This is a genomic window from Williamsia sp. (assembly GCF_036566845.1).
Classification (GTDB): domain Bacteria; phylum Actinomycetota; class Actinomycetes; order Mycobacteriales; family Mycobacteriaceae; genus Williamsia.
In genome coordinates this window covers 1-18,278 of the sequence record NZ_DATCVM010000095.1, presented here as the reverse complement: position 1 = coordinate 18,278, position 18,278 = coordinate 1, and the positions used below count along the sequence as shown (strand labels likewise).

The window sequence follows — 18,278 nt, the reverse complement described above, 5'->3', positions numbered from 1 at the left end:
GACATCAGCGAGCGCGACCTGGTTTTGCGCAGCCAAGACGGCGATCAAGCGGCCTTTGGTGAGCTGGTCACCCGGAACCGGGATCAGATCTGGGCGGTCTGTCTGCGAATCACCGCCAACAAGTACGACGCCGAGGATGCGTTGCAGGACGCGTTGATCGCGGGTTGGCAGAACATCGGCAAGTTCCGTGGGGATTCGAAGTTCACGAGCTGGATGTACCGGATCGCGGCCAACGCGGCGCTCGCCGTCGTCCGCAAGCGTCTGGACACGTCCGCCGACGGACCGCCGGAGTTTGAGTCGACGGCACCGCGCGTCGATGCGCAGGTCGCCGATGTCGACCGGGTGCGGGCCGCGCTGGCGCTGCTGCCACTGGAGTTCCGTGAGGCCATCGTCCTGCGGGAGTTCGGTGATCTGTCGTATCAGGAGATCGCGGATCAGCAGGGTGTCGGTGTGCAGACCGTCAAAAGCCGCATCAACCGGGCCCGCGCCAAGCTCCTCGAAACCCTTTCCTGACCGCCGTCCCACCCCGATGATGTGCCCTTTTGGCGACCTTCACCTGGGGTTATGTTCGCCATAAGGACACATCATCGGGGTTGGGGGGTCAGGCGAGTAGGTCGTCTCCGCCGGTGTAGTCGTCGGCGGGGGTGTAGTCGGCGTGGTCTGTCCCGGAATCGTCGGAGTCGTCGGAGTCGTCGGTGAAACTGTCGTCGGCGAGATCTGCGACAAACGGGTCGTCGGTGGTGGAATCGGTGTCGTCGGAGAGTGTGGCGTCGGTCTCGGGGAGCAGTTCTTCAAAGCCCGGGCCGGTGTAGTCGAACGCGGCCTCAAGGGTCTGATTGAAGACTGCCGGATCAACCTGGTCCTGCGCGGCGATCTGGGAAAAGATCCCGTCGAGCTGGTCATCTGGGCTGGTCACGGTACTTCTCCTGGGTTGAGGATGCGTCCCTGGTGGTGATGGGTCGCCGGTTTGTCAGTAATAGGAGTCCACTCGACCCCGAAATGTTCCCGCACCGCCATGATGTGTTTGTGGGCGTCCGCGCCCGGTGAGTCGGAGTAGTTCTCCCGTTCCGTTACCCTGAACACCCGTGACCCCCGACAAAACCAGCCCTGATGCCGTGTCCGGCTACGACCTCATTGTGGTCGGATCGGGCTTTTACGGACTGACTGTTGCAGAACGGGTGGCCACCGAGCTCGGCAAACGCGTCCTGGTCATCGACCGGCGGAACCATCTCGGCGGCAATGCGTACTCCGAGGCTGAACCCACCACCGGGATCGAGGTCCACAAGTACGGCGCGCACCTGTTCCACACCTCCAACAAGAAGGTGTGGGATTACGTCAACAGGTTCACCGACTTCACCGGCTATCAGCACCGCGTCTTCGCGATGTACCAGGGGCAGGCCTACCAGTTCCCGCTCGGCCTGGGCCTCGTCTCCCAGTTCTTCGGCCGTTACTTCACGCCGGAAGAGGCCCGGGCGCTGATCGCCGAGCAGTCCAGCGAGATCGACACCGCCGAGGCCGCGAACCTCGAAGAGAAGGCCATCAGCCTGATCGGTCGCCCGCTGTACGAGGCGTTCGTGAAGCACTACACGGCCAAGCAGTGGCAGACCGATCCCAAGGAGCTGCCGGCGGCGAACATCGCCCGGCTCCCGATGCGCTACAACTTCGACAACCGCTACTTCAACGACACCTACGAGGGCCTGCCCACCGGCGGGTACACCGCCTGGCTCGAGAACATGGCATCGAGCGACCTGATCGACGTGCGCCTCGACACCGACTGGTTCGACGTCCGGGACGAGTTGCGGGCCGCGAGCCCGGACGCGCCCGTGGTCTACACCGGACCGCTCGACCGCTACTTCGACTACTCCGACGGTGAACTCGGCTGGCGCACACTCGATTTCGAAACCGAAGTTCTCGAGACCGGCGATTTCCAGGGAACTCCGGTGATGAACTACAACGACGCGGACGTGCCTTACACCCGCATCCACGAGTTCCGGCACTTCCATCCCGAGCGCGAATACCCGACCGACAAGACGGTCATCATGCGCGAATTCAGCCGTTTCGCCGAAAACGGTGACGAGCCGTACTACCCGATCAACACCCCGGAAGACCGCGAGAAGCTGGCCGCCTACCGCGCCAGGGCCAAGGCCGAGACCGCATCGGCGAAAGTGCTGTTCGGCGGACGTCTGGGGACCTACCAGTACCTCGACATGCACATGGCGATCGCCAGTGCCTTGACGATGTACGAGAACACGCTGGCGCCGCACCTGCAGTCGGGTGCAGCACTGGCAACAGAGGTGGAACAGTGACAGTGACGACCGAGGCGAAACAGTCGCAGAGCCCCCAGGTCTTCGGCGCGGCCAAGACCCTGCTGCAACGCGTGATCCTGCCGCGTCAGGGTGAACCACTCGACGTCCGGGCGCTCTACCTGGTGGAGTCCGACAACAACGCTCGCCGCGCTCACGCACCCACCCGCACCTCGGTGCTGCTCGGCGCCGAGTCCGAGGTCAGCTTCCTGACCTACTTCAACGCCTTCGCGGCGTCGTACTGGCGGCGTTGGAGCATCTTGAAGTCGGTTGTGCTTCGCATCGAGGTGACCGGTTCCTGCCGCGTGGATGTCTACCGGTCGAAGATCGATGGTTCCCGGATCGCGGTCGACGGCAATCTGGTCCCGATCGACGAAAACGGCAACGGCATCATCGAATTCGAGGTCGGCCTCGAGCCGTTCGAAGACGGTGGCTGGATCTGGTTCGACATCACCACCGACACCGAGGTGGAGGTGCGGTCGGCAGGTTGGTATGCCCCGATCGATGCCCCGACCGGTCCCGAGACCAAGCGCGTGACCGTTGGGATCCCGACGTTCAACCGTCCCACCGATGCGGTGAATGCTCTGGCGGCCTTGACATCCGACCCGCTGGTCGACGAGGTCATCGACGCGGTGATGATGCCCGACCAGGGCACCAAACTCGTCAAGGAAGAGCCCGGGTACGCCGAGGCCGCTGCCGCGCTGGGCGACCGGTTGCACATGTTCAAGCAGGGCAATCTCGGTGGTTCGGGCGGCTATTCGCGCATCATGTACGAGGCGCTGAAGCAGACCGACAGTCCGTACGTCCTCTACATGGACGACGACATCAGCATCGAGCCGGATTCGATCCTGCGTGCGCTGGCGCTGTCGCGGTTTGCCAAGTCTCCCATGCTCGTCGGCGGTCAGATGCTCAACCTGCAAGACCGCAGTCACCTGCACTGCATGGGCGAGGTCATCGACCACAACACATTCATGTGGACGAGTGCGCCCTACGTCGAGTACGACCACGACTTCGCCGAATACCCGCTGCGCGACCGCGAGAACTCGCAGGACCTGCACCGCCGGATCGATGTCGAAGGCAACGGCTGGTGGATGTGCATGATCCCGCGGGAGGCCGCGGAGACGATCGGCCTGCCGATGCCACTGTTCATCAAGTGGGACGATTGGGAGTACGCGCTGCGTGCGGGCAAGGCCGGCTATCCGACCGCGACCGTTCCGGGCATCGCGATCTGGCACATGGCCTGGAGCGACAAAGACGACGCCATTGACTGGCAGGCGTACTTCCACCTCCGCAACCGGCTTGTGGTCGCCTCGATCCACCACGACGGACCGATCACCGGAATCGTGAGATCAATGGTCAAGGCAACCGCCAAACACCTTCTCTGCCTTGAGTATTCAACGGTGGCCATTCAGAACGAGGCCATCCGCGACTTCCTGGCCGGACCGAACCACGTGCGCGACCTGCTGCCCACTGCATTGCCGAAGATCGCGGCGATGCGGAAGCAGTACCCGGATGCAGTGGTCCTTCCATCTGCCACCGAATTGCCCCGGACCACCGGCGAGGCAACAGGTTTCGGAATGAACGTGCCCACCAACCCGATCGCCAAGATCCGGTCGCTCGGCGCGGGCATCGTCAACAACATCAAACCGGCAGATCCGCGCCACCACGAGGTTCCGCAGGCGAATTACCCTCCGCTGCAAGCACGTTGGTTCAGCCTCGGTCGCGTCGACGGGGTCACCGTGACCACCGCGGACGGCCGCGGAGTGGTCTACCGGCAGCGGGATCGCGACAAGATGATCGAGCTGGCCAGGGAATCGGCCGCCCTGATCAAGGAACTGCGCGCCCGCTTCCCGGAGATGCGAGAAACCTACCGATCCGCTCATGCGGACCTGACCAGTACAGAAAGCTGGGAGCGTGTCTTCGGAATCGATTGAGGGTGCAGAGAGTTTCATCGGACCGTTGCGCGGCGAGACCAAAATCCTGGTCGATATCCAGACAATGCTGACCAGCAAACCGGGTGCGGTGTCTGTTGCCCGGGGACTCTCGCATTTCGGTGAACACTCCCTCGGCTGGCTGGGCCTCGCCGCTGTCGGCGGGGTGGTCGCCCATGCCCGCGGCGACAAGTCGAACCGCGACCTGTGGATCGCCGCCGGCGCGGGGGCGTTCGGCGCCCACGCCGCCTCGGTGATCATCAAGCGAGTGGTTCGCCGACGCCGCCCCAGCGACCCCCGGGTCAAGGTCGGGGTCGGCACACCCAGCAAACTGAGCTTCCCGTCGAGCCACGCCACATCGACGACCGCAGCCGCGATTCTGCTCGGCCGGGCGGCCGGTCTGCCGGTCGCGGCACTGCCGGCGGTCATCGTGCCGCCGATGCTGTTGTCGCGGTTGGTCCTGGGCGTTCATTACCCGACCGATGTGATCGGTGGAGCATTGATCGGTGCCACCTGTGCGGCCGTGATGACCACGGGTGAAAGACTGATCCGAACCGAGAACCGAGGAGAGCAGTGAGCGAGGAGCCGATCGAGCACGGCACGTTGCGTGGTCCGCCGAAGAATCTGGCGACGGGCCTGGTCAAGGCGGTCCGGCCACGGCAGTGGGTGAAGAACCTTCTGGTGCTGGCAGCACCGCTGGCCGCGGGAGCGGTCGACGAAGGCGACGTCCTGGCACGAACCTCGGTCGCGTTCGTCGCGTTCTGCCTGGTTGCCTCGAGTGTCTACCTGATCAACGACGCGCTGGATGTCGAGGCCGACCGCAATCACCCCACCAAGCGGTTCCGCCCCATCGCGGCCGGCGTCGTCCCGCGTCAGCTGGCGTTCGCGCTGGCCGTTGTACTGGCTGCGGCATCCATCGGGATCTCGTTCCTGGCGAACTGGCAGCTGGCAGTGGTCATCAGCGTCTATCTGGTGATCCAGCTCGGCTACTGCTTCGGGCTCAAGCACGAGCCCGTCATCGACATCTGCATCGTGTCGTCCGGCTTCCTCCTGCGCGCCATCGCCGGCGGCGTGGCGGCCGAACTGCCGGAAGGTCTGTCGAAGTGGTTCCTGTTGGTGATGACCTTCGGGTCGCTGTTCATGGCGGCCGGCAAGCGGTACGCCGAACTCCAGCTGGTCGAGCGCACCGGCGCCAAGATCCGCAAGAGCCTCGAGTACTACACAACGACGTACCTCCGGTTCGTCTGGACGTTGTCGGCGACAGCCGTGGTGCTCTGCTACGGCATGTGGGCCTTCGACACCGACGGCGGACACAGTGACAACGTTTGGTATGCCCTGTCGATGGTGCCCTTCACCATCGCAATCCTTCGCTACGCCGTAGATGTTGACGGTGGTCAAGCGGGCGAACCCGAAGAAATCGCGCTCGGTGACCGTGTTCTCCAGCTGCTGGCCATTGCCTGGTTAGTATGCGTGGGTGTCGCGGTCTATGCCATCAGTTGAACAGCGGCCAACAGTTGAACAGCAGTCGGCACCACGGGCACAGGTACTCGGTCGCAGGATAGATCCGGCCACGATCTCGCTGGCGATCAGCGCGATCGTCGTCGCGGTCATTTTCGGTTACGGAGCCTGGCAACGACGCTGGATCGCCGACGACGGACTGATCGTCCTGCGGACGGTCCGCAACCTCTTGGCCGGCAACGGGCCGGTGTTCAACAAGGGGGAGCGGGTCGAGGCGAACACCTCGACCGTGTGGACCTACCTCATCTGGTTCTGGAGTTGGGTCACCGACGCCCGCACCGAATACGTGGTCTTGTGGATCGCGCTCGTCCTGTCGATCGCGGCGGTCCCGCTGGCCATGTACGGCACCGGGCGCCTGTACCGCATCGACAAGGGAATCGGCCCGGTCAACCGCGGCTGGATGTTGCTGCTGCCGCTCGGCGCACTCGTCTACATCGCATTGCCTCCCGCCCGCGACTTCGCGACCAGTGGCCTCGAGGTGTCGCTCTGCATCTTCTGGGCTGCTCTGTTGTGGTGCCAGCTGGTCGCCTGGAGTCAGCGTGAGACATCCACCGGACGTCTCGACCGGAAACAGACCGCCACCACCCTGTTGCTCGGATTCACCGCCGGACTCGCGCCGTTGATCCGGCCCGAACTGACACTGGTCGGTGGATGCGCCCTGCTGCTGGTGGTCTGCGCGCCGATGACCTGGCGGATGCGGCTCGCGTTCGCCGCGGCCGCCGGAATCGTCCCGGTGGCATACCAGATCTTCCGGATGGGCTACTACGGTCTGCTCGTTCCCAACACCGCGGTGGCCAAAGACGCCAGCGGTTCCAAGTTCGAGCAGGGTTTCCGCTACCTGGGCAACATGTTCAGTCCTTATCTACTGCTGCTGCCGCTGATCGTCGCGGTGGTCGCGGCCGGTGTCGCCTGGTACCTGCGGAACCGTCAGGTCGCACTCGCCGCCGACGACGCGGCCACCGGGCCCATCAACCTGAGCAAGACCTCGGGCTTCGGTGCGCGGGCAGGGGTGTTCAGCCGTCGTCTGCAGACGCCGTCCGCCGTGGTCGCGCTGATCGTCGTCACCGGATTGATCGAGGCGTTCTACTGGGTCCGGCAGGGCGGCGACTTCATGCATGCCCGGGTGCTGCTGGTTCCGCTGTTCCTGCTGATGTTGCCGGTGATGGTCATCCCGATCACCATCCCGACCGCGCTGGGTCGCGACCAGATCGCCGGCTGGGTCGGTGCCGCCGTCATGACCGGACTCTGGGTGACCACCGTCGTGTGGGCGGCATCGACCTCGTCGATCGCCGGAATGACCAACGGCACCGAGATCGGTCGCGGGGGCATCGTCGATGAGCGGCGCTATTACATACAGAACATCGGTATCGAACATCCGATCACCGCGGAGGACTACCTGGGTTATCCGAGAGTTCGGGCGATGGTCGAATCGATCGAGAAGCACCAGGACACCGGCGGCGTGCTACTGCCCTCCCCGAATTACGACGAGTGGTACTTCGATCCGCTGCCGGTCCCACCACCGGAAGGTGTCGCCAAGCAGCTGTCGGTGTTCTACCTGAACCTCGGAATGACCAGTATGAATGCTCCACTGGATGTCCGGGTCATCGACCAGATGGGTTTGGCCTATCCGATCGCCGCACATTCCGACCGTCTGCCGGACGGCCGGATCGGTCATGACAAGGACCTGGACCCGGAATGGGTGGTCGCTGAGGCGGGTGCCTATCCGCGGTACCCGGTGCTGCCACCCTTCATCAGTCAGGACGGCGTCAAGCAGGCGCAGGTGGCTCTCACCTGTAAGCCGACACAGGATCTGATCGCGTCGTACTCGGCGCCGTGGACGTTCGATCGCTTCCGGCACAACCTGCGTCAGGCTGTGGGATTCACCTCGTATCGGATCGACCGGAATCCGCTGTACGAACTCCAGCGGTGCAACCTGCCGATCCCCCCGCCGGTGCCATGATCGTCGCGATCAGCACCTGTGAGCGCGCCGGAACGTTTCCTGATAGAAACCTGTGAATGTGAGCGTCCGGCCAGGTGGGACGCCCGTATAACGGTCGAGTGACCAGCCAGAGGTCTCGAAACTGTAACGCCGCGTTTTGCTGGCGCGATAGTGATTTGGGACCCGGATTTGGCCAGGTCACGCGCCCGGTTCAGAACAGAGTGAAACAGATCACAGGGTTTGTCAGGTCGGTGCCTATCTAATAGGCTCCGTTCGTTGCCGGAGTGCGAGACCCTCTGTGTCGCAAAGCTGTGTGACAGCTGAGGGACCTGAGGTCGGGGCGTCCTCGTGGCCGATTGATTTCAAAGGTGCTTCAGCCGTTGGCTGAGGTACTGGACAGAAAGAGAGTTGTATTCGATGCGCGTACGCAAGCCTTTCGGGCGAGCGGGACTCGGTAAGCGGTTCGTCGCTGCCTTCGCCGCGGTGGCGACCATCGCCGGAGTCGGCGTGGTGGCCGGCACCGGCACCGCCAGCGCCTGGGGCACCAACTCGGGCTTCTCGCAGTGGTCTGCAAACGGTTGTGGCATGCCCGATGTCAAGGTTCGTTCGTGGAGCAAGCCGGGCAACTACAAGACTGTTGTCATGCTCGACGGACTGCGTGCGACCAACGACGTCAGCGGCTGGGAACACGAGACCAACGTGCAGAACATGGTCGACCGCGGTGTCAACGTGGTCATGCCGGTCGGTGGCGCAGCGAGCTTCTACAGCGACTGGGACGCACCCAACAACTTCAACGGCCAGCCCTACGCCTACCGCTGGAACTGCGTGATCACGCGTTCGCTGGTCGCGGGGATGGATGCCAGGGGTATGCGCGGTCCCTCGGGCAAGTACGCGATCGCCGGAATCTCGATGGGCGGCAACGCGGCCCTCGTCATCGGCGCGAACAACAAGCAGAACTTCTCGCACGCATTCTCGATGTCGGGGTACCTGAACCTGTCGGCTCCGGGGATGAAGTCGGCCATCCGCGTCGCTCTGCTCGACGCTGACGGTGGACCGTGGAACGCCGACAGCATGTGGGGCGCTCCGTGGAGCACCCGCTGGTACGACAACGACCCGTTTGTGCAGATCACCAAGATGCACGGTCTGAAGGTTCGCGTCGGCTCGGGTAACGGCGGCCTCGGCGGCTACAACGCCGGCCAGGGTCCGGTCGAGATCGTCCAGGGTGTACCGCTCGAGTGGCTCTCGCTGGCACAGAGTCGTGCATTCGAGGTTCAGGCACTGATCAACGGCGTCGGCATCACCACCGATTACCCGCCGGTCGGCACCCACATGTGGGGCTACTGGCAGGACATGATGTGGCGGGCACTGAACCAGGGATGGTTCCGCTAAGCAAGGAGGCCGTGACTCACCAGTCACAAAAATCACACCAGTAACAGGTGTGGCAACCTCAAAACAGGACGCCCTACGTGTAAGAAACACGTAGGGCGTTCTTTTTTGTGACTTTGAGGAGTAGAGGTCCATGCGGCAGAGATTCGTGCGCGGTGCACTGGGACTGATGGCCGGCGCAGTGGCTGTGTCCACCGTGCTGGGAACGTCGACCGTGGCCGCCGCGCCTGCCCACGCGGCGCCTGGACCGGTCTACAGCGCTCCTGCGGAGGTTCCCGGGGTCAAGATCACCAACACCTTCTGGTACTCCGACCGCCGCGTGGCGATGTGGGTGTACTCGCCGGCGATGGGCACCAACATCCAGGTGCAGTTGCTGCTCGCGCGGGACTGGAACTACCGGCCGTCGAACACGTTCCCGCAGATGTACATGCTGGACGGTCTGCGGGCGCAGGAAGACCAGAACGGCTGGATCATCAACACCAACGTCGAGGACTTCTACAAGGACAAGAACGTCAACGTCGTCCTGCCGGTCGGTGGCGAGTCCAGTTTCTACACGGACTGGCAACAGCCGAACAACGGCAAGAACTACAAGTGGGAGACGTTCCTCACCAAGGAACTGCCCCCGATCCTCGAGAAGCAGTGGCGCTCGACCGACGTCAGGGGCGTCGAGGGCCTGTCCATGGGTGGCTCGGCCGCGATGATGCTCGCCGCGCGCAACCCCGGCTTCTTCAAGTTCGCCGCGTCGTTCTCCGGCATCCTCCAGCTCAGCTCGTTCGGTATGCCCCAGGCAGTCCAGTTCGCGGTGAACGATGCCGGCGGCTACGACGCCTCCAAGATGTACGGACCGCCGACTGATCCGGCGTGGAAAGAACACGATCCCTACGTCCTGGCCGACAAACTGGCCGGCACCAGCCTCTACATATCGTCGGGCAACGGACTCGTCGGCCAGTACGACACGGTGTCCACGATCCCGGGTCTGGCCACCAACTATGCGGGCGTGGGCCTCGAGGTGCTCTCCCGGGTGACCTCGCAGCAGTTCGCGAGCCGCCTCAACCAACTCGGGGTGCGTGCGCAGGCCGTCTACCGTGACTCCGGAACCCACACCTGGCCGTACTGGCAGTTCGAGATGGAACAGGCGTGGCCGCAGGCGGCCGGAGCCCTCGGGCTCGCGGCCGACCGGCCGGCGTGCAGCACCAGCGGTGCGATCGCGCCGGTCTACAAGGCGAACAAGTCGCTCGGTGAGTGCCTCACGCCGGAGTACGACGTGCCCGGTGGCCGCGCTCAGGACTTCCGTGGCGGGCGGATCATCTGGTCGGCCAAGACCGGAGCCCAGGTGGTCGGCGGCGGCATCGGCGGCGCCTATGTGGCCGCGGGCGGTCCCGGCGGATGGCTCGGTTTCCCGACCTCCGGCGAACTGGCCACACCCGACCGGGTCGGCCGCTTCAACCGCTTCCAGAACGGCAACATCTACTGGACCCGGACCACCGGCGCCCATCCCGTCGGCGGCGCGATCTTCGTCGACTGGGGCAAGAACGGCTACGAGACCGGACCGCTGAAGTACCCGACCGGCGACGAGCACGACACCCCTGGCGGCAAGGGACGCGTGCAGGACTTCCAGATCGGTTCGTACTACTGGAACTCCACAAATGGCGCACATTCGGTGCAGGGCAAGATCTTCGAGAAATACGCCACGCTCGGATACGAAGGCGGCTGGCTGGGTTTCCCGACGACCAACGAGGTCAGTCTCAAGGCCGGGGGCAAGCTCACCGCGTTCGACGGCGGCAACATCTACTGGACGCCGGCCAAGGGCGCCTACGCCATCGCACCGGGCCCGATCTTCGACGCCTGGGGCAAGGCCGGCTACGAGAACGGGAAGCTCGGATATCCCGTCAGCGACGCCGAGCCGATCACCGGTGGCACCAGGGTCCGTTTCGAGGGCGGTTCCATCGAGAACGTCAACGGTGTTGTCACGGTCAAATAATTCCCTCAGGTCCTTTGGGTAGCCTGGCGGAGGCCTTCGGGCACCAGACTGCAGAGGCGACGCTCCCCGCGAGGGCGTCGGACAAGGAAGTGACATGACAGGCAACATCATTCGGACCGTGACCGTGGGCGCCGCACTGCTGATGACGGCAGTGTTCGCCACCGGGTGTGGTGATGACGACTCGACCGCGTCGGCGCCCACCAGTGCGGTCAGCACCACCAGCAGTCCGGTGAGTTCCACCGAGAGCAACAAGTCCTCGGCGAGCGAGAGTGCTCCGTCGTCGGTGGTGACGTCTACGAAGGTGACCAGCCAGGCCCAGCCCGACGACACCGAGGGCCTGCCGGCCACCGGACCCGCTCCGGCCGAGGTCCCCGCCGGCGTCGACGCCGACGACAAGACCGAGGCGTACCTGGCCGAACTGGAGAAGCAGGGCGTGTCGATCCCGAACGACCCCGACAACGCACTGGCGCTCAGCGCGGGCCAGACCGTGTGTGAGGGCAAGAAGCAGGGGACTCCGGCCGAGACCATCAAGATCTTCGTGGTGCCGATCGTGGGGTCGGGTACCACCGACGAGGCGAAGGCCAACGCGGACGCCGACAAGGTGATCAAGGCCGCCGAGCTGAAGTTCTGCTGACCGGCCGCCTGTGACGAATCCCAAGAAGCGTAAACGGGGCAGACTGCTGCTCTTTGCCATCCTCGGTCTGGGGATCCTGAGCATCATCGCGATCATCCTCGTGGTGATCCTGATCATCAATCTGCTCAAACCGGAACCCGCCGGGCCGGAAGGCCCGACGCGGTCTCCGTCGAGTTCGGTGCCGCGCCCCACCGCGCAGCCCGCAGACTGCCCGGATGTACAGGTGATCGTGGTGCCGGGTACCTGGGAATCGTCCAGCAACGACGACCCCTACAACCCGACCGCGAATCCGGTTTCGTTGATGCTCAATGTCTCTGGACCGCTGGCGAATGAGTTCGACGCGTCCCGCGCGGACGTCTACACCGTTCCCTACATCGCGCAGTTCCGGAACCCGGCCAACTTGACCGACAGGCAGGCCGACTACGACGTCTCGCGCGCCGAAGGCACCGAGCGGACCCGGGCGAAGATCGCCGAGGTCAATGCGAAGTGCCCGTTGACCAGCTACGTGCTGACGGGTTTTTCGCAGGGTGCGGTGATCGTGGGCGACATCGCCGGCGAGATCGGCAACGGCCGGGGTCCTGTCGCGCAGGATCTGGTTCTCGGGGTCGGGCTCATCGCCGACGGCCGGCGCGAGCCCGATCAGGCGAAGAACGCCGGACCCAATCCGACGGGTGTCGGCGCCGAGATCGCGCTCGACATCCTGCCGATACCGGGGATCACGCTCACGGGTCCACGGCCCGGTGGTTTCGGTGAACTCACGGACCGTACGTACTCCCTCTGTGCGCCCGGTGATCTGATCTGTGACGCGCCGACGATCCGTAATCCCATCGAGGGCATCAACAAGCTGATGGGTGCGATCAACAATCCGGTGCACGCGATGTACAACACAACCCAGTACTGGAGTGACAACGGTCAGCCGGCCACGGTGTGGATGACCGACTGGGCCCGGGCGGTCATCGACGAAGCGCCGTTCCCCAAGCACGAATAGCCCATTTTGCCCGCCGTGGTCCATTTTGAACCGCCTGGCCGCGGAAGTAACGTCTACTGCCGAACCGCTGGATGTCGGGTCAGCCGACCGATCGCGGCAATGCGTACGAGGTAGGAGAAGAGATGACTTCAGCTGCTGCGGACTCCGGTCTGCGTAAGTTCCGGTTCGGAGCCGGCGGCGAGGGCAACCGCGACGAGGGCGGTGCCCGTAAGTTCGTCAAGCTCGCGCAGACCGCCGAGGAATACGGTTTCGACACCTTCGCGGTACCCGATCACCTCGGAAATCAGGTCGGTCCGCTCGCCGCGCTTGGTGCACTGAGTCAGGCCACGGACCGGATCCGGCTCGCGACCTCGGTCCTGGCCAACGGCTACCGCCACCCGGCGCTGCTGGCAAAAGAAGCCACCACCATCGACGTGCTGTCGAAGGGACGCCTCGAACTCGGTATCGGCGCGGGGTGGATGAAAGAGGAGTTCGACAAAGCCGGCATCGAGTTCGAGTCGCCGGGTGTCCGCATCCGTCGCCTGGACGAGTCGCTGACCATCCTCGACGGACTGCTGCGTGGCGAAGAGGTCAATTTCTCGGGTGAGTTCTACAACATCAAGGGACTCGTCGGCAGCCCCCGGCCGCGGCAGGGTCCGCGGCCGCCGATCGCTGTCGGCGGTGGCGGTCCGAAGATGCTGGCGCTCGCCGCCAAGCACGCCGACATCATCTCCGTGGCCACCGGAACCACCGCCGACGGCAAGCTCCGGCTCTCCGACATGACGATGGAGAAGACCGTCGAACGCGTCGATCGGATCCGGCAGGCCGCCGGTGACCGTTTCGACGAGATCGAGTTGAACTGGACCATCGCGACGATCGTCATCACCGACGATCGCGAGGCGACCGCGGAGATGGCACTTGCCGCCCTTGACCAGGGATATCCGCCCAACATCGCGATGGATGTGAAGCTCTCGGTCGACGACATCCTGCAGTCGCCGTACCTGGCATTCGGATCGTTCGAGCAGATTGCCGACCAGATCCGTGAGGTGCGCCGCCGGACCACGATGTCGTATGTCGGTGTGTTCCCGACTCAGATGGATGCGTTCGCGCCCATCATCCCGCTTCTCAAAGGCGAGTAGACACGGCGCGCGCCGCAGTGGCGTAGGTTGTCTTTCGGTCATCCGGCAGAGCCGGGTGTCGCGGCGAGGGTGCCCAGGACCGTCGCCGGTAGTATCTGAAAGGTTTGGCTCGGGACCGACGTGGCTTCGAGTCCTATTTGGCTTGACATGAAAAGTAGGGAACCCTGTTGAAAACGAATCCGGAGGCGGTGTTCGGCGACTCGGCCGAAACGACGCCGACGGAAGGGTTCGACAGCTGTGACCCGATTTGGGCCGGCGCCCCGGCCGCTATCAGGAGTGCGAATGAACAACGAGTTTGACCAGTTTTTGGACGAGAACGGCAACCTGTTCTTCACCGAAGACGCGACTCTGGTCGACTACGTGGAGCGCAATGTCGCCGAACAGGCCGACACCCTTGCGTATCGGTTCATGGATTACAGCCGCGAGCGCGACGGTGAGGCCATCGACCTGACGTGGGCCCAGTTCGGCAAACGCCTGCGCGCGATCGCGGCGCGCCTGCAGCAGGTCACCCAGCCGGGTGACCGGGTGGCGATTCTCGCGCCCCAGTCGCTCGAGTACGTGATCGGCTTCTTCGGATCGCTCTACGCCGGCAACATCGCTGTCCCACTGTTCTCTCCGGACGAACCCGGCCACACCGATCGGCTGACGGCCGTGCTGGCCGACTGCAAGCCGTCCGCGATCCTGACCTCCACGAAGTCGGCCGAGGCCGTGCGCGACTTCTTCAAGCCGCTGCCCGCCAAAGAGCGTCCCCGCGTCATCGCGATCGACGCCGTCCCCGACTCGGTCGGCGAGACCTGGGTCCGGCCGACGCCGAAACTGCACGACACCGCATATCTGCAGTACACCTCGGGTTCGACGCGTATCCCGGCCGGCGTGATCATCACCTATGAGTCCGTGGCCGCGAACGCGCTGCAGATGATCGACGCGATCGAGTTCGACCACAACTCGCGTGGTGTCACCTGGCTGCCGATGTTCCACGACATGGGGCTGTTGACGGTGATCCTGCCGGCGCTGGGCGGCAAATACATCACGATCATGAGCCCGCAGGCGTTTGTCCGTCGTCCGGGTCGCTGGATCCAGGAACTGGCGGCGATGGCCGACCGCGCGGACACCTTTGCTGCCGCTCCCAACTTCGCGTTCGAACACGCCGCCGTGCGCGGTCTGCCGAAGCCCGGCGAGAACATCGACCTGAGCAACGTGATCGGCCTGATCAACGGCAGCGAGCCGGTCACGGTCAGTTCGATGAAGAAGTTCAACGACGCGTTCGGTCCGTACGGACTGCCGAAGACGGCCATCAAGCCGTCGTACGGCATGGCGGAGGCCACGCTGTTCGTCTCGTCGACCAAGCGCGACAACGAGGCGAAGATCATCCACGTCGACCGCGACGAGCTCAACCGCGGTCAGTTCAAGCTGGTTGACCAGGACGCACCGGGTGCGGTGGCACAGGTGTCGTGTGGACAGGTCTCGGTGAGCCAGTGGGCCGTGATCGCCGACTCCGAGACCGCCACCGAGCGGCCCGACGGCCACGTCGGTGAGATCTGGCTGCACGGTATGAACATCGGCCACGGTTACTGGGGCCGCCCGGATGAGACCGAAGAGACGTTCAACAACACTCTGAAGAACCCGTTGCCGGAAGGCAGCCACAGCGTCGGCGCCCCGGATGGCGCCAAGTGGATGAAGACCGGCGACTACGGCGTCTGGCACGACAACGAGCTGTACATCACGGGCCGCGTGAAGGACCTCGTGATCGTCGATGGCCGCAATCACTACCCGCAGGACCTCGAGTTCTCGGCCCAGGAGGCCGGCGGTGCGCTGCGCCCGGGATTCGTGGCGGCCTTCGCGGTGCCGGCCAACGAGCTTCCCGACGTGGTGTTCGAGAACTCGGCCAGCGGATTGAAGTTCGACGCCGACGATGCCTCGGAGCAACTGGTCATCGTGGGCGAGCGTGGACCGGGCAAGAAGGTCGATCCACAGGAGGTGGCCGACACGGTGCGTGCGTCGGTCGCTCAGCGCCACGGCGTGATGGCCCGCGACGTGCTGATGGTCCCGGCGGGTTCGATCCCGCGGACCTCCAGCGGCAAGATCGCCCGGCGGGCATGTAAGGCGGCGTACATCGACGGGACCCTGCGTGGTGGCTACCAGCAGACCGCGTTCCCCGATTCGCCCATCGAGAACCAATAGTTTGGAAACCGGCGATGCCTGAACTGAATAACGAGCCAGACCAGGATCACAACGACGAGAAGGCCGGCGACATGACGGTCTCGGAGTTGCGTGACTGGATGCGCGGCTGGGTCTCGGAGACCACCGGCCTCGCGTTTGATCAGGTATCGGTCGACAGGCCGATGGAAGAGTTCGGACTGTCGTCGCGTGATGCGGTGGCGTTGTCGGGAGACATCGAGGACAAGACCGGTGTGATACTGACGGCCACGGTCGTCTACCAGCATCCGACGATCGCGTCGTTGGCGAAGCGCATCATCGAGGGCGATCCCGACGAGGGACGCGACGACGACGATGACGCCGAGCGTTACGAGCGGGTGCGTGGTGCCGACGACGATGTCGCGATCGTCGGTGTGGCGACCCGTTTCCCGAAGGCCGGCCATACGCCGGAGTCGACGTGGGATCTGCTGATCAGCGGTCGCGACGGCATCAGTGATCTGCCCGAGGATCGGTGGACGGAGTTCAAGTCAGAACCGCGGATCGCGAAGGTCCTGGCGGAGGCGAACCTCAACGGTGGTTACCTCGACGATGTGAAGGGCTTCGACGCCGACTTCTTCCAGATGTCGCCGCGTGAGGTCGAGATGGTCGATCCGCAGCAGCGGCTGGCGCTGGAGTTGACGTGGGAGGCGCTCGAGCACGCGCACATCCCCGCCAGCGACCTCAAGGGCGGCCAGGTCGGTGTCTTCATCGGCAGTTCGACCAACGACTATCAGATGCTGGCGGTCTCCGACCCGGAAGGCGCGGGGGAGACCGCTGCCTACGCACTCACCGGAACCTCCACTTCCATTGTGGCCGGACGTGTTTCGTACTACTTCGATTTCCGGGGGCCGTCGATCGCCCTCGACACTGCGTGCTCGTCGTCGCTGGTGGCGGTCCATCAGGCCGTCCGTAGCCTGCGTAGCGGTGAGTCGAACGTGGCGCTCGCCGGTGGCGTGAACATGCTCATCACCCCGGCGGCGACCCTCGGATTCGATTCGATCGGTGTGCAGTCCGAGAACGGTCGGATCAAGGCCTTCTCGTCTGATGCCGACGGCATGATCCGCGCCGAGGGTGGTGGACTCCTTGTCCTCAAACGGCTCTCGGATGCGCGAGCAGACGGCGACAAGGTGCTCGCCGTGGTCGCGGGTTCGGCCGTCAACTCCGACGGACGCTCCAACGGACTGCCCGCTCCCAATCCCGAGGCCCAGGTCGAGGTGCTGCGCAGCGCGTACACCGACGCGGCCATCAACCCTCGCGACGTCGACTACATCGAAGCCCACGGCACCGGAACGATTCTCGGTGATCCGATCGAGGCCGATGCTCTCGGACGTGTGGTCGGGCGCGGTCGCGACGCCGACAAACCGGCTCTGCTGGGGTCGGCGAAGACGAACTTTGGTCACCTCGAAGCCGCCGCCGGCGCGGCCGGTCTCATCAAGGTCGTTCTGGCCCTTGGCGAGAACAAGCTGCCGCCGTCGCTGAACTACGTGGGCCCCAACCCGTACATCCAGTTCGATGCGCTACATCTGAACGTGATCCCGGAGGCCACCGACTGGCCGCGGTACTCGGGTCATGCGGTCGCCGGAGTGTCCGGCTTCGGCTTCGGTGGCACCAACGCTCACGTGGTGATCCGTGAGGTGACCCCGGAAGATCTTGCCGAGCCCGTTGCCGTAGGCGCCGAACCGGTTGTCGCACAGGCGATCGTCGACGACTTCCTAGACGATGCGGACGACGACGAGTACATGACCGAGGCCGAGCGGGCAGCGCTCGGTCAGTTGGCCGCGGCTCCGAAGGCCGACGACACCGCCGCCGACGAGGTCGATCCCGCCGCGGGTTTCGCACCGTGTGCGGTCGAGGGTTCGGTTGTGCCACTTGTGGTGTCGGGCTTCGTGTCGTCGCGTCGCCGCAAGGCTGCCGCGGATCTGGCCGAGTGGCTGGAGACCGACGAGGCCAAGGCGACACCGCTGGTCGACATCGGCCGCGCGCTGGCACACCGCAACCATGGGCGCACGCGCTCGGTGGTTATGGCGCGCAGCCACGAAGACGCGCTCAAGGGTATGCGGGCGATCGCCGACAACAAGAACTCGCCGATCGTCTACACCTCCGACACACCGGATCCCGCGTCGGCGGTCTGGCTGCTGTCCGGCTTCGGTTCGCAGCATCGCAAGATGGCCAAGCAGCTTTACACCGAGAACCCGGTCTTCGCGGCGGCGGTCGACAAGGTCGACAAGCTGATCGAAGAAGAACTCGGCTACTCGATGGTCGAGAAGTTCCTCGACGACGCGGT

14 protein-coding genes are annotated in these 18,278 nt (G+C 64.5%); 13 read left to right on the top strand and 1 reads right to left on the bottom strand.

The annotated features are described in order from the left end of the window. Positions 1 to 3 precede the first annotated feature (3 nt). On the top strand, positions 4 to 513 hold the full coding sequence (locus tag VIQ49_RS08050) for an RNA polymerase sigma factor (protein WP_020106512.1): 510 nt from the start codon (positions 4 to 6) through the stop codon (positions 511 to 513). 88 nt (positions 514 to 601) lie between these two features. On the opposite strand, the gene VIQ49_RS08045 is transcribed toward VIQ49_RS08050, so the two are convergent. Continuing rightward, positions 602 to 916: a hypothetical protein gene (locus VIQ49_RS08045; RefSeq protein ID WP_331882945.1), complete on the bottom strand. Its 315-nt coding sequence runs from the start codon at positions 914 to 916 to the stop codon at positions 602 to 604. Between the two features lie 169 nt (positions 917 to 1,085). On the opposite strand from VIQ49_RS08045, the gene glf reads away from it, so the two are divergent. The 12 genes from glf to VIQ49_RS07985 all read left to right on the top strand — a co-directional run. Further along, positions 1,086 to 2,306 carry a UDP-galactopyranose mutase gene (gene glf / locus VIQ49_RS08040; RefSeq protein ID WP_331882943.1) on the top strand — a complete coding sequence of 407 codons (1,221 nt, stop codon included), beginning with the start codon at positions 1,086 to 1,088 and terminating at the stop codon, positions 2,304 to 2,306. Beyond that, positions 2,303 to 4,237, top strand: a complete 1,935-nt coding sequence (locus VIQ49_RS08035) for a glycosyltransferase (RefSeq protein ID WP_414731598.1) — start codon at positions 2,303 to 2,305, stop codon at positions 4,235 to 4,237. The genes glf and VIQ49_RS08035 overlap by 4 nt, the downstream gene beginning before the upstream one ends. Next, complete coding sequence (locus tag VIQ49_RS08030; protein ID WP_331882940.1) at positions 4,218 to 4,811, top strand: phosphatase PAP2 family protein; 594 nt, start codon at positions 4,218 to 4,220, stop codon at positions 4,809 to 4,811. Before VIQ49_RS08035 ends, VIQ49_RS08030 begins: the two co-directional genes overlap by 20 nt. Beyond that, positions 4,808 to 5,734, top strand: a complete 927-nt coding sequence (locus VIQ49_RS08025; RefSeq protein ID WP_331882937.1) for a decaprenyl-phosphate phosphoribosyltransferase — start codon at positions 4,808 to 4,810, stop codon at positions 5,732 to 5,734. The genes VIQ49_RS08030 and VIQ49_RS08025 overlap by 4 nt, the downstream gene beginning before the upstream one ends. Continuing rightward, complete coding sequence (gene zomB / locus VIQ49_RS08020; RefSeq protein ID WP_331882934.1) at positions 5,721 to 7,712, top strand: flagellar motor control protein ZomB; 1,992 nt, start codon at positions 5,721 to 5,723, stop codon at positions 7,710 to 7,712. Before VIQ49_RS08025 ends, zomB begins: the two co-directional genes overlap by 14 nt. A 396-nt stretch (positions 7,713 to 8,108) precedes the next feature. Further along, positions 8,109 to 9,080, top strand: a complete 972-nt coding sequence (locus VIQ49_RS08015; protein WP_331882931.1) for an alpha/beta hydrolase family protein — start codon at positions 8,109 to 8,111, stop codon at positions 9,078 to 9,080. A 130-nt stretch (positions 9,081 to 9,210) separates the two neighbouring features. After that, positions 9,211 to 11,058 (top strand): alpha/beta hydrolase-fold protein, encoded by a 1,848-nt coding sequence (locus VIQ49_RS08010; protein ID WP_331882928.1) that lies wholly within the window; start codon positions 9,211 to 9,213, stop codon positions 11,056 to 11,058. Positions 11,059 to 11,152: 94 nt separating this feature from the next. Next, positions 11,153 to 11,692, top strand: a complete 540-nt coding sequence (locus VIQ49_RS08005; protein WP_331882925.1) for a DUF732 domain-containing protein — start codon at positions 11,153 to 11,155, stop codon at positions 11,690 to 11,692. Positions 11,693 to 11,702: 10 nt separating this feature from the next. Next, complete coding sequence (locus VIQ49_RS08000) at positions 11,703 to 12,680, top strand: cutinase family protein (RefSeq protein ID WP_331882923.1); 978 nt, start codon at positions 11,703 to 11,705, stop codon at positions 12,678 to 12,680. Between the two features lie 122 nt (positions 12,681 to 12,802). Beyond that, on the top strand, positions 12,803 to 13,798 hold the full coding sequence (locus VIQ49_RS07995) for an LLM class F420-dependent oxidoreductase (protein ID WP_331882920.1): 996 nt from the start codon (positions 12,803 to 12,805) through the stop codon (positions 13,796 to 13,798). Between the two features lie 282 nt (positions 13,799 to 14,080). Beyond that, entirely contained in the window at positions 14,081 to 15,979 is a 1,899-nt protein-coding gene (fadD32, locus tag VIQ49_RS07990; RefSeq protein ID WP_331882918.1) for a long-chain-fatty-acid--AMP ligase FadD32, read from the top strand. Between the two features lie 14 nt (positions 15,980 to 15,993). Beyond that, on the top strand, positions 15,994 to 18,278 hold a 2,285-nt coding region (locus VIQ49_RS07985; protein ID WP_331882915.1), incomplete at its 3' end, for a beta-ketoacyl synthase N-terminal-like domain-containing protein.